General features: G+C 36.3%; 25 protein-coding genes and 1 pseudogene. 25 read left to right on the plus strand and 1 reads right to left on the minus strand.

Features of this window, described 5'->3' with window-relative positions; genetic code table 11:
• Position 1 precedes the first annotated feature (1 nt).
• From HHL20_RS05090 to HHL20_RS05205, 25 genes and pseudogenes are all read left to right on the plus strand, one after another.
• A complete protein-coding gene (locus HHL20_RS05090) occupies positions 2–2,803 on the plus strand; it encodes a hypothetical protein (RefSeq protein WP_169230090.1) in 2,802 nt (933 codons plus the stop codon).
• A gap of 3 nt (positions 2,804–2,806) precedes the next feature.
• Positions 2,807–6,553: a DUF6443 domain-containing protein gene (locus HHL20_RS05095; protein WP_169230091.1), complete on the plus strand. Its 3,747-nt coding sequence runs from the start codon at positions 2,807–2,809 to the stop codon at positions 6,551–6,553.
• Between the two features lie 3 nt (positions 6,554–6,556).
• On the plus strand, positions 6,557–6,955 hold the full coding sequence (locus HHL20_RS05100; protein WP_169230092.1) for a hypothetical protein: 399 nt from the start codon (positions 6,557–6,559) through the stop codon (positions 6,953–6,955).
• 365 nt (positions 6,956–7,320) lie between these two features.
• Positions 7,321–7,479, plus strand: coding sequence for a hypothetical protein (locus HHL20_RS19685; RefSeq protein WP_317165955.1), 159 nt, complete (start codon positions 7,321–7,323; stop codon positions 7,477–7,479).
• 73 nt (positions 7,480–7,552) lie between these two features.
• Positions 7,553–8,524, plus strand: a complete 972-nt coding sequence (locus HHL20_RS19690; RefSeq protein ID WP_317165957.1) for an RHS repeat-associated core domain-containing protein — start codon at positions 7,553–7,555, stop codon at positions 8,522–8,524.
• A complete protein-coding gene (locus HHL20_RS05110; RefSeq protein WP_169230093.1) occupies positions 8,521–9,045 on the plus strand; it encodes a hypothetical protein in 525 nt (174 codons plus the stop codon). The genes HHL20_RS19690 and HHL20_RS05110 overlap by 4 nt, the downstream gene beginning before the upstream one ends.
• A gap of 139 nt (positions 9,046–9,184) precedes the next feature.
• Positions 9,185–9,824, plus strand: a pseudogene (locus HHL20_RS19510) (RHS repeat-associated core domain-containing protein); the annotation flags it as partial.
• An 871-nt stretch (positions 9,825–10,695) separates the two neighbouring features.
• Positions 10,696–11,082 carry a hypothetical protein gene (locus HHL20_RS05120; RefSeq protein WP_169230095.1) on the plus strand — a complete coding sequence of 129 codons (387 nt, stop codon included), beginning with the start codon at positions 10,696–10,698 and terminating at the stop codon, positions 11,080–11,082.
• Positions 11,083–11,240: 158 nt separating this feature from the next.
• Positions 11,241–11,927 (plus strand): hypothetical protein, encoded by a 687-nt coding sequence (locus tag HHL20_RS05125; RefSeq protein WP_169230096.1) that lies wholly within the window; start codon positions 11,241–11,243, stop codon positions 11,925–11,927.
• Positions 11,928–11,952: 25 nt separating this feature from the next.
• Positions 11,953–12,288, plus strand: coding sequence for a hypothetical protein (locus tag HHL20_RS05130; protein ID WP_169230097.1), 336 nt, complete (start codon positions 11,953–11,955; stop codon positions 12,286–12,288).
• Positions 12,289–12,406: 118 nt separating this feature from the next.
• Positions 12,407–13,417 (plus strand): RHS repeat domain-containing protein, encoded by a 1,011-nt coding sequence (locus HHL20_RS05135; protein WP_317165982.1) that lies wholly within the window; start codon positions 12,407–12,409, stop codon positions 13,415–13,417.
• The gene (locus HHL20_RS05140) at positions 13,386–14,120 is read left to right on the plus strand and encodes a hypothetical protein (protein ID WP_169230099.1); all 735 of its coding nucleotides are present in this window, start codon (positions 13,386–13,388) and stop codon (positions 14,118–14,120) included. Before HHL20_RS05135 ends, HHL20_RS05140 begins: the two co-directional genes overlap by 32 nt.
• 246 nt (positions 14,121–14,366) lie before the next feature.
• On the plus strand, positions 14,367–14,891 hold the full coding sequence (locus tag HHL20_RS05145; RefSeq protein WP_169230100.1) for a hypothetical protein: 525 nt from the start codon (positions 14,367–14,369) through the stop codon (positions 14,889–14,891).
• A 92-nt stretch (positions 14,892–14,983) separates the two neighbouring features.
• Positions 14,984–15,481: an HNH endonuclease gene (locus HHL20_RS05150; protein ID WP_169230101.1), complete on the plus strand. Its 498-nt coding sequence runs from the start codon at positions 14,984–14,986 to the stop codon at positions 15,479–15,481.
• Positions 15,482–15,487: 6 nt separating this feature from the next.
• Complete coding sequence (locus HHL20_RS05155; RefSeq protein WP_169230102.1) at positions 15,488–15,766, plus strand: hypothetical protein; 279 nt, start codon at positions 15,488–15,490, stop codon at positions 15,764–15,766.
• Between the two features lie 95 nt (positions 15,767–15,861).
• Complete coding sequence (locus HHL20_RS19515; protein ID WP_228463086.1) at positions 15,862–16,824, plus strand: RHS repeat-associated core domain-containing protein; 963 nt, start codon at positions 15,862–15,864, stop codon at positions 16,822–16,824.
• Between the two features lie 18 nt (positions 16,825–16,842).
• Complete coding sequence (locus tag HHL20_RS05165; protein WP_169230103.1) at positions 16,843–17,226, plus strand: hypothetical protein; 384 nt, start codon at positions 16,843–16,845, stop codon at positions 17,224–17,226.
• A gap of 95 nt (positions 17,227–17,321) precedes the next feature.
• A complete protein-coding gene (locus HHL20_RS05170) occupies positions 17,322–17,702 on the plus strand; it encodes a hypothetical protein (RefSeq protein WP_169230104.1) in 381 nt (126 codons plus the stop codon).
• A 10-nt stretch (positions 17,703–17,712) separates the two neighbouring features.
• Entirely contained in the window at positions 17,713–18,147 is a 435-nt protein-coding gene (locus HHL20_RS05175) for a hypothetical protein (protein ID WP_169230105.1), read from the plus strand.
• 296 nt (positions 18,148–18,443) lie between these two features.
• Positions 18,444–19,031, plus strand: a complete 588-nt coding sequence (locus HHL20_RS05180) for an RHS repeat-associated core domain-containing protein (RefSeq protein WP_169230106.1) — start codon at positions 18,444–18,446, stop codon at positions 19,029–19,031.
• A gap of 27 nt (positions 19,032–19,058) precedes the next feature.
• The gene (locus tag HHL20_RS05185; protein ID WP_169230107.1) at positions 19,059–19,424 is read left to right on the plus strand and encodes a hypothetical protein; all 366 of its coding nucleotides are present in this window, start codon (positions 19,059–19,061) and stop codon (positions 19,422–19,424) included.
• Between the two features lie 21 nt (positions 19,425–19,445).
• On the plus strand, positions 19,446–19,658 hold the full coding sequence (locus HHL20_RS05190) for a hypothetical protein (RefSeq protein WP_169230108.1): 213 nt from the start codon (positions 19,446–19,448) through the stop codon (positions 19,656–19,658).
• Positions 19,659–19,662: 4 nt separating this feature from the next.
• On the plus strand, positions 19,663–19,974 hold the full coding sequence (locus HHL20_RS05195) for a DUF6572 domain-containing protein (protein WP_169230109.1): 312 nt from the start codon (positions 19,663–19,665) through the stop codon (positions 19,972–19,974).
• A 257-nt stretch (positions 19,975–20,231) separates the two neighbouring features.
• The gene (locus HHL20_RS05200) at positions 20,232–21,722 is read left to right on the plus strand and encodes a gluconokinase (protein ID WP_194306227.1); all 1,491 of its coding nucleotides are present in this window, start codon (positions 20,232–20,234) and stop codon (positions 21,720–21,722) included.
• 15 nt (positions 21,723–21,737) lie between these two features.
• Entirely contained in the window at positions 21,738–23,060 is a 1,323-nt protein-coding gene (locus tag HHL20_RS05205; RefSeq protein ID WP_169230110.1) for a gluconate:H+ symporter, read from the plus strand.
• A 392-nt stretch (positions 23,061–23,452) separates the two neighbouring features.
• Here HHL20_RS05205 and HHL20_RS05210 read toward each other — a convergent pair whose 3' ends face one another.
• Entirely contained in the window at positions 23,453–24,505 is a 1,053-nt protein-coding gene (locus tag HHL20_RS05210) for a hypothetical protein (RefSeq protein ID WP_169230111.1), read from the minus strand.
• Between the last annotated feature and the right edge of the window lie 330 nt (positions 24,506–24,835).

Below are 24,835 nucleotides of genomic sequence, written 5' to 3' on the forward strand. Positions count from 1 at the left end.
AATGAGAAAAATACATTATATATCATTATTTTTGGCAAATTTCTGCGGAAGTTTACTATTTTCCCAAGGAACGGATGGAAATTTCTTTTCGGCCCCTTCTGCCGCATCTATACCGAGTTTCATCAATGCTCCCGTATCATTATCTACAGGAATACCGGATATCAATATCCCTTTCTTTACTTTGTCTACCCACAATCCGTCATTGGGAATAAATACCGGTATTTCTTATCATCCCAATAACTCCCTTAAACGCAGTAAGGCTTCAGATGTAGGCTTGGGATGGTCCCTATATGGTGTTAGCTGTCTTATATACAGGGAGGTAAATCCTGCAAACGGAATACCTACCGATGGGTATTATTACGCTTTTATGGGACATAACGGTAAATTTTTATTAAAAACAGGTTCTTCCGGGGAGAAATATATTGTGATGCGCACTCAAACCCAAATCACCATTACCTATAACCCAACAGCCAACAGCTTTACGATTATAGATGAATCCGGTAACTCCTATTCATTTGACAGGCAGGATATAGCATATTCTAAGTATCTTAATAATACAACGCCGTATACTTCTACATACTATCTGTCTTCAATAAAAGATGTAAACCAAGTTACCCAAATGCAGTTTGAGTATTTGGAAGATATTTATAATGCACCCGATTTTCCGTCGCCACAGATTAAAAGCTTAAAATTAAAAAAAGTGATTTCACCCGATTTCGGAAGCATGGAATTCACATACAACCTTAATACCAGCCTGAGACAGAAGTTATCAGACCCTTTTCAGCTGGAGACTGCAGAATTAAAAAACAAAGCTGGAAAAACAATTCAGAAGTATAGTTTACAATACAGTGAAAATAACTTTACTTTTAGCGATTCCAATACGTCATCCTGCGCTCCTGAAGATGTTCTGTCGGGATATTACAATAAAAGAGTGTTGAATTCCATTCAAAAATATGGAACTTCTTCTGCATTCGAAAAAACGGAATTTGAATATAATGATGATTTTTTCGCCGGCAATTACTGGACCAGCTCAAGCTGCCACTGTCTGCCTTCAGAATCCGATAATCCGAAATATCTGGCTCTGGGTCTTTTAAAAACAATAAAATACCCTGCCGGCGGACAGGTACGGTATGAATTTGAGCCTAATCAGTATATTGAAAAGAAAACCAATACCTTTGACCCCTTCACTCTTGATTTTACCCCTAAGTATATTTTTCCGTACGATATTATAGACCGTGATGCGCAAGTATTGGAAGAAGTAGGTACCTATAATTTTGATACTCACCACGCAACTACGGTTAATTTCAACTTAACAGCTAATCCGGATGATTCTGATGGAGCAAGCTATCTGATGTACTGTGTGAATGATCCTGTGTACTATACAGACAGCCCGACATGGGACCCGGGATCTACTCCATTTATCAATATAGAGCTGACTTCGGGAGTTACAGGAAACGATGGAATTACCAAATATATGCCCGGAACCAATACATTCAAAGTGGTCGGAACCGGAGGCGGAGGTACGGTTACCATTAAAAGAATACGATATAAATCTTTGCCAATTCCTAATTACACGACCGGAAGAGGCGTACGAATAAAGAAAATTGAATTTATGGAAAACAATGTTCCTTTAGGTTCCGAAACACGCAATTATTCTTATCAGCAGTTTGCCAATACTTCTTTAACCAGCGGCTTTTTTCTTAATTCTAATGATTCGGAACCTGTTGTGTATAAGAATGTAAAAGAAACGGTAGGAGAAAATAAAGGATATGTCCGTTATTATTTTAAAACCATGGAAGATACTCCGGAGAATATAAATGCAGATGGCAACATTTCTCCCCCGTATACCCACTACAATGTTCTGAGAAATGGCCTCCTTACTAAAAAAGAAATTTTTGATGCAGCAGCAAATACGGTAGCTAAAGAAGAATATGCATTTGAATTGTATCCTGTAGGAGATTTCTATCCATTGAGTGAAAGTGTAGGAAGTATCAAGGTGAAAAACTCCATAATCAAAAAACAAACCTCCACCTCCACCGCTTTTTTCGGCCAGGATGCCATTTCTACCGTAACGGAATCGGTAAGGGATGCACAGGACCTGAATGTGGCAAATAAAAAAACAATAACACGTGAGGGAGAAGTGTTGGAAGAAAATTATACCTATACCAAAGCCGGCAGCCTCAGATTGTGGGGAGCCAAAATCAAGGACCGCCTGATTATGGCCGAATCTAAAAAAAATGGAACTACTTTAGCTAAGACAGAAACTAAATATGACGACACCACTCATTTCTATCCGACTTCACAAATCACATATTTGCCGGATAATCTCAGCCAGTTTTTAACAACCACGGTATACGATATTTATGATGATAAAGGCAATCTGTTGCAATACAGATCCTTTCCCGACTCAGGATCGCAGGGATATCCTGTAACCATAATCTGGGGATACAATAAAACAGTACCCATTGCAAAGATAGAGGGAGCCCGGCTTTCGGATATTCCGGCATCGCTTATCACCACAATTGTAAATGCATCCAATGAAGATGCAGATGCCACAGCCGCTACAGAAGCTGCCAAAGAGGCCGCTTTACTGAACGCGCTCAATACTTTTATCAAAGATCCTGCTCTTTCTAATTTCATCGTGACAGCCTATACTTATGATCCTCTGGTAGGAATGACCACTACATTAGCCTCCGGAGGAATAAAGGAAAATTATAAATACGATTCATTCGGAAGGCTGCAAAAAGTGGTAGATGCCAACGGAATTACGGTGAAGGAATACAAATACAACAATAAAAACTAGACGATGAAAAAGGACATCAGTATATATAACTTGCAATCGATAAAAAAGTATATTTCACTCCTTGCGCTGGCTTTGGCTTCAGTGTACCATGCGCAGGCGCTTCCTACTTCTACAGAAAACTACATTTACACGAAAGTTTACCTTTCTGAAGACGGAAGCAAAAAATCTGAGACCGTACAGTATTTTGACGGATTGGGCAGACCTAAACAGGTGATACAGGTGAAAGCTACCCCACAGGGACAGGACCTGGTAACTCCGATTGTTTATGATAATTTAGGAAGACAAAGCCAATCGGTACTTCCTGTTCCTGTGCCTACGGCAAACCTGGGTATTCAGAATATATCCGTTGCTTCTGCCAACAGCTATTATGGCGTAGCCAACGCTTATTCCGAGCAGAAGTTTGAAGCTTCGCCAATAGGAAGAGTGCTTGAAGCAGCTGCTCCAGGGGCCGACTGGGCCATGGGTACGGGACATACGCAGAAAATGCAGTACAGCGTAAATAAAACCACGGACAAAGTAAAAAAATATACGATTACCAACACCTGGCAAAATACCGTAACGGTATCTTCCCTGCCTGCAGTATCCTTTTACAGTGAGAAAGTATTGACCAAAACTTCGGGAACCGATGAAGACGGGCAGACCACCATTGAATTTAAAAATGAGCGGGGACAGACAGTCCTTGTACGGAAACCACTGAATTCACAGACTAATGCAGACACTTATTATGTTTATAATGATTACGGGCATCTCATCTATGTCATTTCACCCAAAGCCGACGAGCAGATCTCATTAAATAACAACACCGTCACCCAGAAAATCCTGGATGATCTCTGCTACCAGTATGTTTATGATAACAAGCACCGGATGGTGGAAAAGAAACTTCCGGGCAAGGGCAAAGATTATATGGTATATAATACTGCCGACAAACTTATTATGAGCCAGGATGCCAATATGAGGACTTCTTCGAGCTGGGCATTTACCAAATATGACAAATTTGGACGGGTGGCATATACCGGTATTTCAATAACTTCATTGACCAGGCAGTCCTTACAAACCAATGTTAATGCCAACGCCAATGTTTACGAAATAAGAAAGGCAACAACATTTACGGTAAGTGGAATGCCGGTATACTATTCTAATGTAGCAGCTCCTGTAAATGTGGGAAAGATTTTATCCGTTAATTATTATGATACCACTCCTTCATACAATTTCAACCCTTCTTTTCCATCAAGTATTTTAGGAGAGCCTACCCTTACCGAAACTCTTACTGCAGAAGGTTTAAGCACTAAAAACCTTCCGGTGATGAGCCTGGTGAAAAATATTGAAGACGATAACTGGACGAAGAGCTATATCTACTACGATAAAAAAAGAAGAGCTATTGGAAGCTATTCCATCAATCATTTAGGCGGCCGTACCCAGACAGAATCTAAGCTGGACTTTGCAGGCGTTGTCCAGCAGAATATTACCCGCCACAAAAGGCTGAACACGGATACGGATAAAGTCATTACCGAAAACTTCACCTATGATTCCCAGAACAGGCTTTTGACCCATACCCACCAGGTAGACAATAATCCGGTAGAATATCTGTCACGGAACACCTATAACGAACTTTCGCAGCTCACAACCAAGAAAGTGGGCGGTACCGTTTTAGGAGGCGGTCTTCAGACTGTCGATTACACGTATAACATCCGCGGATGGATAACCGCGATGAACGATCCTGCTAATTTAGGGTCTGATCTTTTCGGGTATAAGATCAATTATAACCAGGTGGAAGGATTGGAAACCCCTGATGCGCTGGATTCATCCCTTAAAGTAAAGCCGAGGTACAACGGGAATATTGCCGAAGTATCCTGGAAGACCTTAACGGAAGAAAATGAGCCGCTGAAAAGATACGGCTATTCTTACGACCCTCTTAACAGGCTTACAGCCGGATTCTACCAGAAAGCGGGAAATGAAGCGGCTAAAGAATATTTTGAAAAACTGGAGTATGATATCAATGGAAATATCACAAGGCTGAAAAGATCCGAAGGGCTTGCAGCGGGCAGTACTATCGCCATGATGATCGATAACCTGAAATACGATTATACCGGAAACAGGCTTACAAAAGTAACCGAAGAACAGATCGGAAACAATAACGGATATCCTTATTTGGCAACCCCTAATACCATCCAGTATGATAATGGTCTTGCTGCAGGCAGCGGGAATATGACCTCCCATTTGGATAAAGGAATTTCTTCCATTCAATATAATTATTTAAATTTACCTCAGAAAATTACCCAGAATGCCAAAATAACGGATTATCTGTACAGAGCGGACGGGGTAAAGCTAAAGAAGCTCTTTGGAGATATAGAAACCAATTATCTGGACGGGTTCCAGTATAAAAGCACCAAGCCTTCGGAATCATCCGCAGGAGGAGGAATTGGTGTTGAAGATCCCGAGGAAATTGCTGAGATAAAGTTAAGGATGATGCCCACTTCCGAAGGATATTATGACTTCCTTTCGAATGCATATATTTACAACTATACGGATCATTTAGGCAACGTAAGATTAAGCTACTCGGATTCAAACAAGGACGGGGCGATCCAGCCAAGGAGGTATTTTTACCAGCAGTGCAGCGGGCCCTGGGATCCTTTTAATCCGCCGATCTGTATTGATTCCTATAAGCCGGGCGAAATTGTAGAGGTTAATAACTACTATCCTTTCGGGTTGTTGCATAATTATACGCGGACCACACAGAATGCGTACCAGTATAAGTACAACGGGAAGGAGCTGCAGGAAACAGGAATGTATGATTACGGCGCTAGATTTTACATGCCTGAAGTTGGGAAATGGGGTGTTGTAGATCCTTTGGCAGAGGCTTCAAGAAGATTTTCACCTTATGTTTATGGAAATAATAATCCTGTCAGGTTTATTGATCCGGATGGAAGGTTATCGCAATCGGCCATACAGTCCATGCTGACATCACCATCAGGAACTACCTGGTACAATACGGGGTCTGGCTTTGCGAGTGACGGAGGAGACCGTCCTATAGATTATGAAGGCAATCCCATTTGGGAGTCAAACTATGGAGGTATTGCACAGAGCACAGGATTAGGATCGATGGGAGAAGGCGGTGGAGGAAGTCCCACTTTTGAGATAGGCATTTATGGAAAATTCGCACAAGCCGCATTTGATCTTCTAAAAGAATCAATGAAAGGACAATTAAATTTAACCTTTAAAGATGGAATGGTTAGTGGCTCAGCAGTTGAGGGAGTTGAATTATCCGAAGCAGCTACCACGTTATTGGAAGCAATTAAGAATCCGGATATTAAAGTTAGATTAGAAACGGTATTTGGATTTCGATATTATGATGCAAATCTAAAAACAGATGTATTTTCTCTTGGGGATGCATTTAAAGGAAGCTTTGTATATAATGGAAAAATAACAGCTACGAATATTGTTAGTCCAAAAATAACTGAAGAATTTGACAAGTTTTTAAACTCAGAAAAAGGTGTTAGTTTTTTACACGCAGCATTAGAAGCTTATATAGGTGCATTACATTTTCCTGGTAAGGACAGAAATACGGCTTACGATTATTCTCATGCAGAAGCTGCCCGTATAGACTCAAGATATAAAGACCTACCGTCAAATTATATACAAGGAGGATCTGTCCAGAGAAATACGCAAGGAAGAGTTATTAGCGAAACTGTGTTTTTTAGAGATATAAATACAAATAAAATTATAATAGATTTCGGAACTATAAAATATTAACAAATGAAATATCAATATATAATCCTAATATTTTTATTATTTATAGGTTGTAATGTACAAAAGAATGACACATCACAAAATTCCAAAATTATTAAAGCTAAACTTTATAAAATTGATTTTAAAGATAGTATAATTATATACCGTATTAGAAACGAAAAGATGGACGGTGTTTTTGCAAAGGGGAGATATTGCGAGAACAAGGCAAAAAAACAAAAATTGCTTCAGGAGAATAAAACATATACGTTTATTTTGGAACAAGAATCTGTTGATAATCATGTTTCTATCGTTCGTGATGTTGATTATTATATGGCAGGATATCTGATACGGAAGGCGGGTACACCAACAATCTATTATTGGAATTGCTTAAATGTCTGTGGTGAATACATCATAAAAGAAAATTAAGATGACAATATACCGTTCTCGCAGATTTGTAACCTCTGTTCTCGCGAATTTTAATCCATGAGCAATAATAAAAACCCCCAACGCTTTGCATCGGGGGTTTGTGTTTACAACACAGTAAAATTTAATTTGATATTAAAAAAAATAAATATAATTATTTAAATTTACCTCAGAAAATCACCCAGAATGCCAAAGTAACGGATTATCTGTACAGAGCGGACGGGGTAAAGCTAAAGAAGCTCTTTGGAGATATAGAAACCAATTATCTGGACGGGTTCCAGTATAAAAGCACCAAGCCTTCGGAATCATCCGCAGGAGGAGGAATTGGTGTTGAAGATCCCGAGGAAATTGCTGAGATAAAGTTAAGGATGATGCCCACTTCCGAAGGATATTATGACTTCCTTTCGAATGCATATATTTACAACTATACGGATCATTTAGGCAACGTAAGATTAAGCTACTCGGATTCAAACAAGGACGGGGCGATCCAGCCACCAGCAGTGCAGCGGGCCCTGGGATCCTTTTAATCCGCCGATCTGTATTGATTCCTATAAGCCGGGCGAAATTGTAGAGGTTAATAACTACTATCCTTTCGGGTTGTTGCATAATTATACGGGGACCACACAGAATGCGTACCAGTATAAGTACAACGGGAAGGAGCTGCAGGAAACAGGAATGTATGATTACGGCGCTAGATTTTACATGCCTGAAGTTGGAAGATGGGGCGTTGTAGATCCGTTAGCAGAGGCTTCAAGAAGATTTTCACCTTATGTTTATGGGAATAATAATCCTGTCAGGTTTATTGATCCGGATGGAAGGTTATCGCAATCGACCATACAGTCCATGCTGGCATCACCATCAGGAACTACCTGGTACAATACGGGGTCTGGCTTTGCGAGTGACAGAGGAGACCGTCCTATAGATTATGAAGGCAATCCCATTTGGGAGTCAAACTATGGAGGTATTGCACAGAGCACAGGATTAGGATCGATGGGAGAAGGTGGGGGAGGAAGCTCACCTAGCTCATGGATAAATAAAAATTCCGGCCCAGGCCCTTCAATTGATTTGCTTAGTTTGGTTCTAAGTCTATCAGGATTAAATCCTAATGCACCTGCAAATATGATTAGTTTAGGTATAATAACATCATTATTTGTTCCTAAAGATGCTTGGATTGCCGTAGCAACTAAAGATACTATGGAAGAATGGTCTAAAGAATATATCAAATTTAATATTGATTCACGTGGCTTATTCATAGACAGCGGTCGCCCAACTGGAAAACCTTTTAAAGCGATAACAAACCCCAATACAGGAAAAATTTTACTTGCGCCGGGGCTTGTAGACGGAAAAAGAACGAATTATGGCCTTGGTGATACCGTTATACACGAAGTGGATCATTTTCTTAATTGGAAAAACGGTTTGTTACAGGGAAATCATCCATTGATTGAAAATATGAATGAAATTTCTGCTTATAAAGCTGCTGGTAAATGGACCGGAGTGATAGACTCTGGTATAAATAATTACTTATATGATATTAATAAATATATATTAAACATTAAAATGCTGATAAAATGAGAAGAATAATAATATTAATAATAACAAGTATTAATTGTATTTTTTGTTCATCACAAACAAAAATTAATAAAAGTAAAGAAATAGACATATTAATAAAAATGCCTATACATCTTAATTCGCAAGAACCAGTAAAATTTACTATACAGAATAAAAGTAATAATAGTTATATTATTGATCCTTATGGTTTTGCTGGAGAGTCTTATTGGTTATTTGAGAATAAAAGACTTAATTCACTTGGTCTGGAAAAGGGTTATTATTCCCGTGAAAATGTAGATTGCCAGAATGATATAATAATTATCAAACCCAAAGAAAGAATTCAAACAACAATTAATTTAAATTATTCTGAAATACATAGATATGACTTTTCTAAAAGTGGGCACTATATTTGGAAAGTTGAGTCTAAACATGATAGAGAAAATGCAATGCCTGCAAGCTGTAGACAATATATCAATGAGCTGGAAATAAAAGGATATCATTTCTTAAACGATAGTATCGTAGCAAACATTCCTTTTGTTAAATAAATAACCTTCTCGCGGACTTGTAATCCGTGAATAATAATAATAATAATAATAATAATAATAATAATAATAATAATAATAATAAAGAGACTGTTTTAAAGACAGTCTCTTTACGTTTAATCTATTCCAGAATGCCAAAGTAACGGATTATGTGTACAGAGCGGACGGGGTAAAGCTAAAGAAGCTCTTTGGAGATATAGAAACCAATTACCTGGACGGGTTCCAGTATAAAAGCACCAAGCCTTCGGAAACATCAGCGGGAGGAGGGCTTGTTGTTGAAGACCCTGATGAGATTGCTGAAATAAAGTTAAGGATGATGCCGACTTCCGAAGGATATTATGATTTCCTTTCGAATGAGTATATTTACAACTATACGGATCATTTAGGCAACGTAAGATTAAGCTACTCAGATTCAAACAAGGACGGGGCGATTCAGCCAAGGAGGTATTTTTACCAGCAGTGCAGCGGACCCTGGGATCCTTTTAATCCGCCGATCTGTATCGATTCCTATAAGCCGGGTGAAATTGTAGAAGTCAATAATTACTATCCCTTCGGGTTATTGCATAATTATACGGGGACCACACAGAATGCATACCAGTATAAATACAACGGCAAGGAGCTTCAGGAAACAGGGATGTATGATTACGGCGCAAGATTTTATATGCCTGAAATTGGGAGATGGGGCGTTGTAGATCCGTTAGCAGAGGCTTCAAGAAGATTTTCACCCTATGTTTATGGAAATAATAATCCTGTCAGGTTTATTGATCCGGATGGAAGAATTACGGTGGATAATCTCAGCGGGCAGTATAGCCTGGGAAGCGCTGTAGCTGGCTTTATTAACAGAAATGGTTTAGACGAAAATAACTTGCCATTAATGTACACCGATGATAGTGGGATAATGACTGTTAACACGGCTTTGGGTAATGATGGTCAAGACGGTGGCGGTGGAAAACCAAGTATAGAAGAATTATTAGCAATGCTTGAGCCACAATCAGAGTATTTTAAAGGGATTGATTTTTCGCAGTTTACAGATGATGACCCACCGGGTAATTCTTTAAGTAGATTTAGAGAGAAATCAGCAAATTGGGTACAGGATAATATTAGGGAGCCTTTATCTTGGTTTGATAATAACACTCGAAATATTTTCACTCTTGATGCAGCTGGACAAGCCAGAATGGATGACATGAGAGGTCAGATGTCGGGATATATGAGTCGTACCGTTGGAGGAGGAATTAGATGGGGAGCGGAACATGGACTCATAGGTTCAGGATTAAGTACTGGGAATATTGGAGCTTTTAGACAATTAAATCCTAATCGAGTTCCTTTTAAGGCATTTTCAGAAATGACAGAGGTTGATGTAAAAAGTTTTCAACATGCCATATCTAGACATGGAAAAGATTTTGGTTTAAATTGGAGTAGAAAAAATATTTCTACATTAGTTGATAGTTTTAATACAGCGGCATCTGAAATCAGAAGAAAAGGTGGTTTTACGGGATACCAACGTATTCAATATGGAGTAAGAGGTTCTGGGAAATCCGGAAGTTTTATTGAAGCAAGAACATTTGAAATGGTTAAAGACGGACAAGTGTATTACTATTACGAAACAAAAGGAGGAAGATTTATTAGTGCAGGATTAAAAGCAACACAATAATTATGGAATTAGTTGATTTATATATATATATTGATAAAATTAATGGTAAAATCGTCTCTGACTTTATTAAAAATTGTTTAGAGGGTTTAAAGCCTGAATATAACATTTTTGAATATCCTCCATATTTTGGAGAAATTGAATATGAAACAGACGATTATAAAGAAATGCTCTCTTTTATTTTAGAAAAAGAAGGTAGGGAGTATAGATTTTATTTTGAAAATGAGCATGACCTTAAAAGACCAAAGGGAATGATTTTCATTAATAAAGATCATTCTGCATATTTAGGAATAGGTGTAAAGCCAAGCGAAGAAAAAAAATTTGTGAAGCAATTTATAGAAAAGTATAAAGTTTTGCCTACTGCTTATTATAATGGAGCAATCCCATATTAAATTGTGTCACGGAACCGATTCTCTGATCATAAGTCCAGAATAATAATAGACCACATCAAAGTTAGGTATTAATATTTATAGTGTATCAGCATTTTTAGCAAAAAAATCTTTATTTTTTTTGGTAAGCATTTTTTCACGAGCCTGAAAACGGAGAAGGCGTGGGAGGCCCCAATCCGAAAAATAGCCCAGGTACTGGATTTGTGGGATTCCTTTCAAACTTTTTTGGTAAACTTTTTGGAACAGCTAAAAGAGATGCACAATTTTCTACAGTCTTACCGGGGGCAGCTATTTCTAGAGTAAATACTGTAGAAGTTGGAGAGGTGATTTTTGAAGGTTTTGATACTGCTATAAAGTGGGAAGAAGCTATTGCAGTAGCAGGAACTATTGCAAGGTTAGGGCAATGGGGAATACCCCTAATGCTAAACGGAGACAGCTCTCATGCTCGTGGTTATGATATACCTCTTACAGGAGCAACTGATATGCCGGGTGATGAACCTGAACAAATAGTCACCTTGTACAGAGGGGTTCACGGAAAGCATCCTGACTTAGCAAATGCTTATATGGGAATGGCTATACCTTGGGGAGGGTCTGCTACTGCATTACAACATAATAGAGGGGATAATAATAGTATGTTTACTTCTTGGAGTACGAGTATTAATGTCGCTAATTATTCAGCTTCGAGAAGAGGGCCTGGAGGAATAATATTAAAACAATCTTTTCCTGTATCAAGACTTTCTTTTTTTGATCGTCATAATGAAGGAGAAGTTCAGGTTTTTGGCCCTGTATATGGAGCACAAAAAATTATACCCTGGAATGCAGGGACATGGACACCGTATATAAAATAGTTTTAATAATATAAATAACTTAGTTATGAATGATAAGATAATAAATGATCTATATGAAATAAGAGATCATTTAAATCAAGTTGAAAACTATATTAATAGAATTAGAACTATTAAAAATATTTTTACAACAACATTTATTCAAACAAGACAGCATTTGTATGATATATATAACGATCGTCTAGATCTTAGTATCCAAACAAAAAATTATTTTGATGGACATAGAGAGGTTGTAAAGAAAATGAAAAAATCAGATTTGAAAAATATAAGATTATCAGTAATTGATGGCGAAAGAAAAAGTTGTTCTATTTTTAGTAGTGAAGATTACAATATCATTTTGGGAATTATTTTTTATGATAACTAACTTTTTATCAACATAGTACATATTTCATGTACCGCGGATTTATAATCCGTGAGATATAAGAGGCTGTTGAAAGACAGTCTCTTTATTTACTTAAAAGCAATTTGATTTTAAAAATTATATTTACAACAATGTTGATCAATATAACTACAACGGCAAAGAGCTTCAGGAGAGGGGAATGGATGATTACGGCGCTAGGTTCTATATGCCGGATGTTGGAAGATGGGGCGTTGTGGATCAGTTGGCGGAAGCATCCAGAAGGTTTACCCCTTACCATTACGGGAATAATAATCCGTTGAGGTTTATTGATCCGGATGGAAGAATTACGGTGGATAACCTCAGCGGGCAGTATAGTCTGGGAAGTTCTGTGGCAAGCTTTCTGCAAAGATCAGGAGTAGATGAAGAATATTTGCCTAAATTCTATTCTGATGACAGTGGGGTGATGATCGTTAATACGGCTTTGGGTAATGATGGCCAAGGGGGCGGAGCAACTATTGGACAAATTATGGACAGTCTAGGGTTTGAAGCAAGTGGGAGCATTGACTATTTTGCGGCATCTATCGGGGTGTTAAATTTAAAACAACAGTTGGTTGATGCTGGCTGGGATAATCCGGAAAGAAAGACAGCTGAATTTAATGATTGGACAAAACTAGTTGATAAAGTTCCAATGCTTAGTAATTTATATGCAATAAGCAAAAATCCTACATTTAACGAAGTTAAGAATTGTCCGTCTTGCCCACAAGGAGAAGAAAAAGGATCATTAATAGATATAAATATGCTTAAAATAAGTAATATATTGACATATGGTTATACAATAGGTCATGAAGTGGTTCATGCTTTTGTACAATTGAATAGTTCTTCTTTTATGGAGGCTATGGGACGAAGATCTTCAATTTCATCACGCGGCCTTCAATTCTATAAAGAATATGCATCTTATTCATGGGAAATTAGTGTTGGAAATTTAAATATCAAAGATGTATGGCAATATTCCGTAGATAATTATGGGCCAAAAGCCAAGAGGCCACAGTATTTTGATAGTGAAATACAATTTATACAAGAAAGAAAAACTAATCTCAATTCAGTATTTAATAAACTTTATTATGAAGCAATTCGAAAACTACATTCTAAATAAAACCTTTGTATTACTTTTTTTATTATTAATATCATTATTTAAATCTCAATTAAGTATCAATTACACGATTGAAAAAATTCCGAACAGTAGAAGACATATTTTAAATATTAATATAGAGAATAATTCAAACATCAATTATGCAATACCTATAGATACAACAGGATTTCGAGTTTACTATCCTGATGAACCATCATCTAACTTTTATTACGAATTTGCTGATAAGGGTCTTGGCGTAATGTTATTATTCAAAGAACAAAATAAATATATTATCGGTGAATCTAGATCACATGATTTTAGACAATCGGATCTAAATATGCGAGAGGATATTAAAAAACAAAAGATTACTGGAGAAGAAAAACTTAAAATCTGGCAAGAAAAGTATAAAATTAAAAATAAATTATTGGCTAAAAAGAACATGTATCTATTTAATAATATAATTTTTTTACAGCCAGGAGAAAGACTTTCGTTTCAAAAGACATTTGATTTTTTAGATTTTAATAATACCGATTATTATTATAACTTATACTTTCTTCAGCCAGAAATTCAATATATTTTGAGATTAAAATATTCTATTAATAAAAAAATTTATTTAAATCTCACTACTGAACAGAAGGTTAAATTAAAAGGTTATAAATTATTTTGTGGAGATTTGCTAAGTAATGAAAGTCTATTTGAATTTTCAAAAAGTGATCTAAAAAATTAGATAGATTCAATTTCGCAGATTATCAACCGCCCTGAAAATTTGTACTCCATATATAATAATAAAAAGAGGTTGTTTGATGACAACCTCTTTTTATTATTATGATCTACTGAAGGAAATTGATTGAAAATATGAAAGAGATTTCAGCTTATAAGGCAACTGCAGCATGGACTGGGATATTAGGTTCTGGTATAAATGATTACTTATATGAAATTAATGAATATATTTTAAATCTTAAATGTTGATAAAATGAGACGAATAATAATATTAATAATTACAAGCATTAGTTGTATTTTCTGTTCCTCACAGACAAAAATTAATAAAAGTAAAGAAATAGATATTTCGATAACAACACCTCTAAAATTAGAAACTAAAAAGGAGATAATGTATAGTATAAAAAATAATAGTGATAAAACGTATATTATTGATCCATATGGGTTTGCTGGTGAATCATATTGGTTATTAAACACAAAAAAAATGAATCCTATACAATTTTCTCGAGGGTATTATTCACATGATAAAAGTGACTGTATTAATGATATAATTATAATAAAATCTAATGAAAAAATTGAAAAAGCTTTAAGCTTAAATTACAGGGAAAGAGCAATATATGATTATTCTGAAACGGGAAATTATGTTAGGGTTGTTAAATCAAATCACAACAAACAAAACTCCATGCCATTAAGTTGTAAACAGTATATAGACGATTTGGAATTAAAAGGTTATCATTTCTTAAACGATAGTATCGTAGCAAACATTCCTTTTGTTAAATAAATAACCTTCTCGCGGACTTGTAATCCGTGAATAGTAATAAAGAGACTGTTTTAAAGACAGTCTCTTTACGTTTGATCTATTCCAGAGTACGAATGATGGGTGGTGATATGTTTGGTTTTTCGGATATTGCAGGTATTTGTATTGAAAGAAATTCTGAGGATCACCCATATATAGGAATGGCTTTGGGGGTGATTGGAATTGTTGCGTTAAAGAAACCTCAATTAGCATTAGCAGAAGAAAAAGCTGTTTTTTACTCTGTTGCTTTTGAAATGAAACTTAGTACAAGCTCATATCCTGGAATATATAGAGGAGGGCATTTCTGTGAAGCAAACAAAGCTCTTGAGGCAGTAATGAAATCTGATGTGAGATTTGCTTCGTCTATGGATGAATTGGGAATAGTTATCCCCCGATCACCTGCGGGTTCAATATTAGGAAAATTACCTACAAATTGGGTTTGGCATCATCATGTAGATGAAGGAATTATGCAGTTAGTTCCTAAATCACAACATACAGTTGGAAGACTTTTTGGAGTACTATGCATCCTGGAAATAGGGGTGGTTTTTCAATTTGGGAAAATAAATGTAAAATAATATTTTATGAATTTAATAGATTTAGTTAGTAAAATTAATGATGTTGATGAGGATTTAATTATCTTTTTAAAGAATATGGATGATTACAAATCAGAAATAATTTTATCTTATCCAGAAGATGATGATAATGGAATCAAGGAAGAAAATGGAAATAAATATCATTATCTTTTAGAAGTTTTTTTAGCAAAAGAGTTTATTGAAGATTGGGTTGCTAGTTTAGAGAGTGCACCATCATATGAAGATATTGCTAAAAGGCTTTACGAATATGGTATAAATGACGCATAATAAACCTCAAAGCCACCTATTTGGTGGCTTTGTTATTTTGCATTTCAATTCTTTCTTTTACCGCAAGGAATTACAGGAGACGGGAATGTATGATCATGGAGCAAGGTTTTTATATGCCTGAAATCGGAAGATGGGGCGTTGTAGATCAATTAGCAGAGGCTTCAAGAAGATTTTCACCCTATGTTTATGGAAATAATAATCCTGTCAGGTTTATTGATCCGGATGGAAGGTTATCGCAATCGGCCATACAGTCCATGCTGGCATCACCATCAGGAACTACCTGGTACAATACGGGGTCTGGATTTGCGAGTGACAGAGGAGACCGTCCTATAGATTATGAAGGCAATCCCATTTGGGAGTCGAACTATGGAGGTATTGCACAAAGCACAGGATTAGGATCAATGGGAGAAGGCGGGGGAGGAAGTCCCACCTTCCAGTTTCCAAAAGGAACTGAAGACTATTATAAAAAAAATTATCCTGCTTTTTATGATTTAGTGAAAAATATTTTGCCTAATATTATTCATGATCCTAATTTTTTAAAAGCTATTATGGATGTAACAGGGATGAATGAAGCAGATATTAAAAAGGCATTTATTTACGGAGAAGGTCCGATAATTCACGCAGATAATGTGTATGGTGATGGTTTTTATGACTATTCTGGAAGTTTTGCAAAAGAAGATTTAAATTCCATTTCCGTTGATATTACTAAAGTATTAAATTGGTATGAAAATACCAACAGAGATCCTAATACAATACAAGGAGTCGCAAATATATTTTATATGGTAGCTTTAGTTGGACATGAATCAGCACATTGGGGAAATCAAATAAATGGACCAACTGGAAAAAAAATGGTTTTTTTGAAAAAATTCAGTAATACGCCTGGACAGCCAGAGCATGGGGAGGCTTTTGAATTTAAACTGTTTAATGGATTATATCCTAAAGCAACTATTGGAAATGGAATTTTACATATTGGACAACCTAATAACTTATCTAAATATCTAAATAATTTTGTATCTAAAAACTTTCAAATGTTATCAAATATTTTCCAATCTAAGTAAGCTTAAAATTCAAATATTATGTCTTTTTTTTTATTTATATTTATATCTGTTTCTAGTCAGCAACATGTACAAACAGATTCAAAGGAAATATTTACAAATGAGTTCTTTTCAAATAAACGCGTTCATTATATTTTAAAAGACTATCTTAAAAAAGATAAAATCACGATTTTCGACAAGGATAGCCTTATCACTGACAAACCTTTAAATTATTCTAATGCAAGAATAACACTTGCTATTGACAACAAACTGTCTAATGCTGATTTATTTGTACAGTATTATATTTTAAATCCAGATTTAGCATATGTATCACTTTGGGGGGGTATTAGCGCCATCTCTTTCACTTTCGCTAAGAAAGGAGGAAAATGGATTTTCTTTGATTACAGTATCCGAGAAACTCGATAAATGGTTTTCCCTTGCTCTCGCACGATTGTATCGTCCAGGAGATAATAAAACGATGTGAGAAGGCGTTGGAGGAAGTCCCACTATGGGATTATAATATGGGATTCGATACTACAAATGTAGTTGACTTAAATGACGCGCCTAAATCTGCTATTGAATTTGCAGTAACTACGGCACTTGGAATGACTGATGTAGTAGGAAATACACAAATAAATAGAACACAAATAAGTGTAGGTAAATCAGAACACTTTTTATGGAATAAAGATGGACAAATTGAATTTGATAAGGATGATCGATCAACTATTGCTCAGACTGGAGTGCATGAAACATTACATGAACTTGGATTAGGACATTTAGATAAGGAAACTTTAAAGGATCCCAAAAATATAGTTCAAGCTCATCCTATTGGTACGGTTGTTACACCACAGCAAAGATCAACAATTATAAAGAATGTAGAAGAACAGCAAAAAACTGAATAATCAAATAATTATGAATAATATATATAAAGTTTACTTTGTAATTTGTTTTCTATTCTTAACAAGTTGCTCTAATACACATCTTTTATATGAAAATAAGGATTTGTCAGATAAGATAGAAGGAATATCAAAAGTATTGTATGATAAATATGAGCTTCATAAAGATGAAAAATCATTAATTGTATTTGAATCGAACTTTAACAATATGGTGAAAATTATTAATGATAATAAAATTATATTTAACCGCAATATTGAAACTAAACCAACACTAGGATTTGCAGCTCCATGTATTATAAATAATTTTAGTGATGTTTCAATTTTTATTGATGGTAAGAAAAAAATTACGTTAAAACCAGAAAATATAAATAATTATAAATTTATTTATATTAATAAACATGGAAATAGGTATAGTATTTTATTTACAAATAAAGCACATAGCTACAGATAATGGATAATTAAATGATATTAGAATTGCTTATTTCTTCATCTAATTTAACAATAAAATAGTTAATAAAATGAATATTACCCTGAACTCTCGTATTTATAATGCGTGAGAAATAAACAAATCACCCTCGCAAAATGCGAGGGTGATTGTTTTTATAGAGCTGCTACATTTTTATTAAATAAGTCTTTAAATTTTTTGGTGGTAAGTATTTTACCAGAAGTATAAATATTTCATCCATCCAATATAATTATTTAAATTTACCGAAGAAGATCACTCAAAATGTCCAGATAACAGATTATGTGTACTGTGCAGACGGATTGGAAGTGAAGAAGTTCTTTAATGGCTTAGAAACCGATTACATGGATGGCTTTCAGTATAAGTTTACCTATGCATGGGAAGATGAAACCGGAACCATGACCAGTGACGGAATGAAATCGAGGATCATCCCTACTTCGGAAGGTTATTTTGATGAATTGAGTAACAGGTATTTTTATAATTATACGGATCATTTGGGTAATGTAAGATTAAGCTACAGTGATGCAGACGGAAATGGTCAGGTGACGGGAGATATTGTCGTTAATAATTGTTCCGTTTTACCGGATGGAAGTACAGCTTGCAACAACTATATCGTCACGGGTCAAGCAGAGGGTGTAACGAATTATTATCCTTTTGGGCTAATGCATAATACGCAAAGCTATAATTTTGATAACGCGTATAATTATAAGTATCAGGGACAAGAGTTGCAAGAGACTGGTTGGTATAGCTTTAAGTGGCGAAATTACATGCCCGATATCGGAAGGTTTACCACTATCGATCCGCTTGCGGAAAAATATAATACTTGGTCGCCTTATAGTTTTGCCGGAAACAGGATTTCTGTTTACAGGTAATTAGAAGGTTTAGAACCTTTTGATCCTATGGAGGAAGAGATAATGAGGGAAACGGGAGAAAGCCCACTCATTAGACAGGTACGATTTAATCCTGCGATTCCTGAAACTTACAGAAATTCTAATCAACAACCTCTTATTACTCCTGAAGTTATTGAAGAAAGGATAACAGATATTGAGGAAGTTGTTGTTACTGGAGCAAGAGCAAGCAGAGGATTTATTGAAAGGGCAATTGATTGGATTGGAGAGCAATTTACTGGAGATAGTAATACATTACAAGTTCGACAGAATGCACAAAAAGGAGCTAATTTTGAGCAAGTCCCTAAGCAAGATTTGAAGAATAGCGGTGAAACAAATATCCAAGAGCAGGTTACCATAAAACCAAATCAACCCTGAGCAAAAAATGTAAGGATTGATATGACGAGTAATAAAGGTGGAGTAATAAATTTAACAGAAGCAAAATCTTCAAGTACAGCACCATTAACAAAAAATCAAACAGCAGGTTTCCCAATCATACAAAATAGCGGAGGAACAGTTGTTGGAAAAGGAAAGCCAGGAATTCCCGGAGGAACTGTAATACCCCCAACGACCATTAATGTTGTAAGACCAAAAGATAATAAAACAAATTAAAATTATGTCAGTAGAAAATAGCAGTGTAATAGATCTTATAAGTACTAAAGATAACATTGTAACATTAACAATATCAGATCATTTAGAATGGGATGCTGAAAACCATTTTGAACTATTGGAAGCAAAGCTTAACTCTTACATAGATGTTTTAGATAATCAAAGTATTTATGAACTTTATCCCGATTCAGTAGGAAAAGAATTAGCAATCCGAGTAGTATTTAAGTATAAGCCAGATAAAGAAGGAGAAAAGTTTTTAAATTCTATATCTGAAATTTTTGAAACGTTACCATATAATTTTTCTTATTATACATTGTAAAAAACGCCACTGCAATCGCAGTGGTTTTTAGTACGATCGAAATAAAAATTTCTGTTGTAAATCATCATTCGATAGAATAAAAAGAGTTGATTTTGATTGCTGAAATGTTTTGAGGCTTACTATACCACCCTAATTAATTATATTATTTATAAAAGTGATATAACGAATATATTTAAATTTTGTCTTATAATGATTGTCAACGTATTGCTGAACTTTTGTATATTTAAAACAACTACCTCACAAAAACGATTATAATTATGATAATAGGATTGGATATTGGCACTTCATCCACAAAAGCCGTTGCATTTGACCTGGAAGGTAACGTTTTGGCAACACACAGTATATCATATCCTATACTGAATCCTTTGGAAGGAGATTATGAACAGGATCCTGAAGTTATGTATAGCGCGTGTATCGCTTCCGTTACAAATGTGATGATCGAATTACAGGACCTTAAAAAGATGCAACCGCCGATGTGTATTTCGGTTAGCAGTGCCATGCACGGATTAATAGCTGTTGACAGATTGGGCAAGCCACTCACAAATTGTATCATTTGGGCTGATCGGAGAAGTGAAGACATCGCTATTGAATTGAAAGCAACTGAAAAAGGACGACTGCTATATCAACAGACCGGTACGCCCATTCATCCCATGTCTTTGCTTTGCAAATTAATGTGGATACAATCCAATGATGAAGAACTGTTAGTTCGATCCCATAAATTTATCGGCATTAAGGAATTTCTTTTTTACCGACTCTTTGGTAGCTATCTGGTTGACCATTCCATTGCGTCCGCTACGGGACTATTTGACATACACCAGCTAGCATGGTCGGAATTAGCGTTGAATGTAGCAGGAATCTCTGCCGAACAACTATCGACGCCCGTACCTGTTGATCATGTTACAAGATTGCTGGATCCAGATATCGCAGCCTCTATGCACATCCCCGAAGGTACCACATTTGTTATTGGCGGTGGTGATGGTTGTCTGGCCAATTTGGGGGTCGGGGCTGTGAAACCGGGAGTCGCTTCTGTGACGATTGGCACCAGCGGAGCGATACGGGTAACCTGTCCTCTGCCAAACCCGGAGCAAAAGCAACGGTTATTTAGCTATCTCCTTAGACCGAATGAATATATCGTTGGGGGAGCTGTTAATAATGGGGGTATTTTGCGGAGCTGGTTCCGGGATACCTTCTTGGACGAATCGATCGGAAAAATACAGGATAAAGATGCTGACGCTTTATTAAACGAAATGATCGATTCCATCGATCCGGGATCAGAAGGCTTGATTTTTTTGCCCTATTTAACTGGTGAACGTGCCCCGCACTGGAATTCCAATGCAAAAGGCGTTTATTTTGGAATACAGTTGCAACACACAAAGGCCCACTTTGCTCGTGCAATGATGGAGGGCATGCTGTTCGCCATCTACAGCGTAGGAATTGCGTTGGAGGAAAACACCGGCCCTATTCACAAAATATATGCAAGTGGCGGTTTAGCGCGTTCTCAGAATCTGGTTCAAATGTTAGCAGATATTTTCAACAAGCCTGTTTTCATTAAAAACACCGTAGAAAGCTCTGCATGGGGAGCGGCACTCATAGGTATGGCAGCACTAGGCATTGAGGTTAAGGAGCCAATCACAGAGGCAGATAATGCTGAACAAATGTATATACCGAGAGGAGAAAATCATGCTGTGTATGTAAGAAATTTTGAACAATTTCAGCGACTTTACCATAAACTAGAAGACGAGTTTTAAATTAAATCCACCGCTATGCCTTTAATCATTATCGTATTTGGAGTGGTTATGCTGCTCATTTTAGTAACTGTGATCAGACTAAACACTGTATTTTCCTTGCTTATAACTTCTATCGCTGTAGGCTTTGCCATGCGAATGAGCGTTGAGGAGATTCTTAAATCTGTTGAAACCGGCGCAAGCAGTACGATGGGACAATTAGGACTTTTGTTGGCCTTTGGATCAGTTCTTGGAAAACTGATGGCAGAAGGCGGTGCGGCAGAGCGTATTACAACGGTATTGACAGCGGTATTTGGCAAAAAGAATTTACCGTGGGCTATGGTGCTTACAGGTTTTTTGGTTGGCATACCGTTATTTTATAATGTTGGATTTATCGTATTGGTGCCATTTGTTTTTATGGTTTGTGCGTCCAACAAATTGCCCATGCTATACGTAGCCATTCCACTATTGGCAGCCCTATCCGTAACGCACGGTTATCTGCCTCCCCACCCGGGAGCTATGGCCATAGCACTTACCTTTAAAGCTGACATAGGCTTGACAATGGCCTATGGCATGATAGTGGCGATTCCTGCAATTCTTATTGGCGGGCCGTTATTTGGACGAACCCTTAAAGGCATCGCAACGAATCCGCCCCCGGAACTTTTTCCTCAAAAGCGTCAGGATGCCGAAGGGAGGCTTCCGGGGTTTGGAATTAGTCTGCTCACAGGCCTGTTTCCAGTATTGCTGATCGCGTTGGGGTCTTTTTCTCATTTACTATTGCCGGAAACGTCACGTTGGCTGATAGCTTTACAGTTTGTAGGAGATCCTGTTATTGCGTTAATGATTGCCTCCCTATTAGCAATGTACACAATGGGCATTCGTCAGGGTAAAAGCTTAAAGCAACAGTCAGAGAGTGTGGAAGAAGCCTTCCGCGGCATAACCATGATCCTGTTTATTATTGCAGCATCCGGCGTTTTCAAACAGATACTGGTGGATAGTGGCGTAGCCAACTATATCGCGAATTTGACAAACGATCTCAGTCTATCGCCGCTGGTATTAGCATGGTCTATCGCAGGGATTATCCGCCTGGTTATCGGTTCAGCTAGTGTTGCCGGGCTTACGGCGGCGGGTATTATGCTACCTATCGTACAGGCTGGCCATGTTACTCCTGAATTAATGGTCTTGGCAACCGGCGCAGGCAGCCTGATGTTCTCACACGTTAATGATCCGGGTTTTTGGATGTTTAAATCTTATTTTGGAGTTAGTATAAAGGATACATTTCGCTCCTGGACGCTTATGGAAACCATAGTGTCCATTACCGGATTAGCTGGCGTACTAATATTACAATGGCTGGGAGTATAATCACCAATGGATTCTATTCGCCCACGGATTCAAATAGAATATAAATACTCATCTTTTCAATATTTACATTTCAAAGTAGCTGAGAATATGCTACTCTGAGTAAAATATTAATTCACAAATGAGAAATAGTACAATGAAATCGTTTATATTGACAGCAGAGCGCTACGTATTATGGTATAGATGTCGGACCATAAATTAAAAGACGATTTCACAATAATTTCGAACGAATATAACAAAATGTGTATGCTGAAAAATAGTATAAAATGATTAAGCTCTGCTCAGATGAAGCAAATCTAATATGTATTAAAAAATCATTTATCAGTAAAAAAGTAACTTTTTAATTTACACAGTTAGTGAGACACTACCTTTAAATTGTAGATCCATTCTTTGCTTTATATATTAATTTTTGCATCTTCTGTATATCTACCATCAGGGTAAAGGCTCAAGTAATACTGCGACCATTTTATCTTATCGTTATCTTTTTCCATTAGCAACTCACATACTTCCCAAATATTATAATCAACAATGTTATCGATAGAATATCCATTGTTGTATGCCATTACATAATAGTCTAATGCTGTTTTGTAGTCCTCTTGGTAAAAGTAAAATTCTCCAATAATGTTTTCTACTGAACCTCTTTCAACTTTGTCAACTAGGCTTCCAGCTATTGCTTTTGCTTCGTCCAATTGTTTATCTTCTAAAATTTTGTGAACTTTATTATAGGTAGAAAAAATAACCTTCCAGCATTCCTCTGCAAGATGTTCTACAAAATCTCTAAAATATCTGACACCTTTAATAGTATAGAAAGTATCATCGGGTTGATTCGCCACTTTTTCCCTGCAATACCCGTATTCACCCCGTGGGTAATTTTGATCATTAGGAATAAATTGCAGGATTTCTTTGGTCAGAGGATTATATGCTGTAAGCTTTCCTCTGTATGCACTAGCAAAAACTATTAACTCTTCATGATTTATCCTATCCTGCAATGGAATATTATTTTTCGTACAAGCTAATTCATAATCTATTCCCCAATCACCAAAACCTTTCGTACATCGATATTTTGTAAAAATAAATTGTTGTAGTAAAAAAAAATTATGGTTAAAATAACCATAATCAGTAGCAATGCCACCTATTTGACTCAACACCAGCTGGTGTTCGTCTATAATGTCTAACTCCTGATCCCTAACATCTTTAAAAACACTTAGCCAACCACAACTTTTGCCTTTATGAGTCCATGAGAAAAGTGTATGCGGCTCTTGATCTATTTCTAAGTTCAATACTCGTGCGGTATTGATCAACGCTGTCATTTTTGGAAATGTGTTCTGAAATTCCTTACTCAATTCAAAATCGGTATTTAAAATTTTTATTTCCGTGGCTTTGTCATGATAACCATATACCATTCGCAACCTCTTTAAGTCAAAGTTTTCTTCTGTATTATTATTCATCTGTTTATTTAATTTGCGAATTCATGAGAATCTTCCTTTACACATTAATTTTTTGTATTTCAGTATACTCACAATTGGGTATAAACTCAGATATTGTTGTTCCCATATTGGTTTATCGTCAGGAGTGAATTTATATTCATAAAGAAATTGTTTTTTCTGCCCAAAGATCAGGAATGATATAAGAAATAAAAATAAAGTCTCTGTACGCTTCATCGTTATCAGGTTTGGAACGTAAATATAGCATTTAATTCCTAAAGTTTTTACTCGAAAAATTTAATCGCTTCCACAATATTTACAAATTATATTTTGCTATAGATGAATTAATTATAG

The organism is Chryseobacterium cheonjiense (assembly GCF_012927265.1).
GTDB classification, from domain to species: Bacteria; Bacteroidota; Bacteroidia; order Flavobacteriales; family Weeksellaceae; genus Chryseobacterium; species Chryseobacterium cheonjiense.

Coding starts and splice junctions, on each gene's coding strand:
- HHL20_RS05090 (WP_169230090.1), top strand. CDS start 2: ATGAGAAAAATACATTATATATCATTATTTTTGGCAAATTTCTGCGGA.
- HHL20_RS05095 (WP_169230091.1), top strand. CDS start 2,807: ATGAAAAAGGACATCAGTATATATAACTTGCAATCGATAAAAAAGTAT.
- HHL20_RS05100 (WP_169230092.1), top strand. CDS start 6,557: ATGAAATATCAATATATAATCCTAATATTTTTATTATTTATAGGTTGT.
- HHL20_RS19685 (WP_317165955.1), top strand. CDS start 7,321: ATGATGCCCACTTCCGAAGGATATTATGACTTCCTTTCGAATGCATAT.
- HHL20_RS05110 (WP_169230093.1), top strand. CDS start 8,521: ATGAGAAGAATAATAATATTAATAATAACAAGTATTAATTGTATTTTT.
- HHL20_RS05120 (WP_169230095.1), top strand. CDS start 10,696: ATGGAATTAGTTGATTTATATATATATATTGATAAAATTAATGGTAAA.
- HHL20_RS05130 (WP_169230097.1), top strand. CDS start 11,953: ATGAATGATAAGATAATAAATGATCTATATGAAATAAGAGATCATTTA.
- HHL20_RS05140 (WP_169230099.1), top strand. CDS start 13,386: ATGAAGCAATTCGAAAACTACATTCTAAATAAAACCTTTGTATTACTT.
- HHL20_RS05145 (WP_169230100.1), top strand. CDS start 14,367: ATGAGACGAATAATAATATTAATAATTACAAGCATTAGTTGTATTTTC.
- HHL20_RS05150 (WP_169230101.1), top strand. CDS start 14,984: ATGATGGGTGGTGATATGTTTGGTTTTTCGGATATTGCAGGTATTTGT.
- HHL20_RS05155 (WP_169230102.1), top strand. CDS start 15,488: ATGAATTTAATAGATTTAGTTAGTAAAATTAATGATGTTGATGAGGAT.
- HHL20_RS19515 (WP_228463086.1), top strand. CDS start 15,862: ATGGAGCAAGGTTTTTATATGCCTGAAATCGGAAGATGGGGCGTTGTA.
- HHL20_RS05165 (WP_169230103.1), top strand. CDS start 16,843: ATGTCTTTTTTTTTATTTATATTTATATCTGTTTCTAGTCAGCAACAT.
- HHL20_RS05170 (WP_169230104.1), top strand. CDS start 17,322: ATGGGATTCGATACTACAAATGTAGTTGACTTAAATGACGCGCCTAAA.
- HHL20_RS05175 (WP_169230105.1), top strand. CDS start 17,713: ATGAATAATATATATAAAGTTTACTTTGTAATTTGTTTTCTATTCTTA.
- HHL20_RS05185 (WP_169230107.1), top strand. CDS start 19,059: ATGGAGGAAGAGATAATGAGGGAAACGGGAGAAAGCCCACTCATTAGA.
- HHL20_RS05190 (WP_169230108.1), top strand. CDS start 19,446: ATGACGAGTAATAAAGGTGGAGTAATAAATTTAACAGAAGCAAAATCT.
- HHL20_RS05195 (WP_169230109.1), top strand. CDS start 19,663: ATGTCAGTAGAAAATAGCAGTGTAATAGATCTTATAAGTACTAAAGAT.
- HHL20_RS05200 (WP_194306227.1), top strand. CDS start 20,232: ATGATAATAGGATTGGATATTGGCACTTCATCCACAAAAGCCGTTGCA.
- HHL20_RS05205 (WP_169230110.1), top strand. CDS start 21,738: ATGCCTTTAATCATTATCGTATTTGGAGTGGTTATGCTGCTCATTTTA.
- HHL20_RS05210 (WP_169230111.1), bottom strand. CDS start 24,505: ATGAATAATAATACAGAAGAAAACTTTGACTTAAAGAGGTTGCGAATG.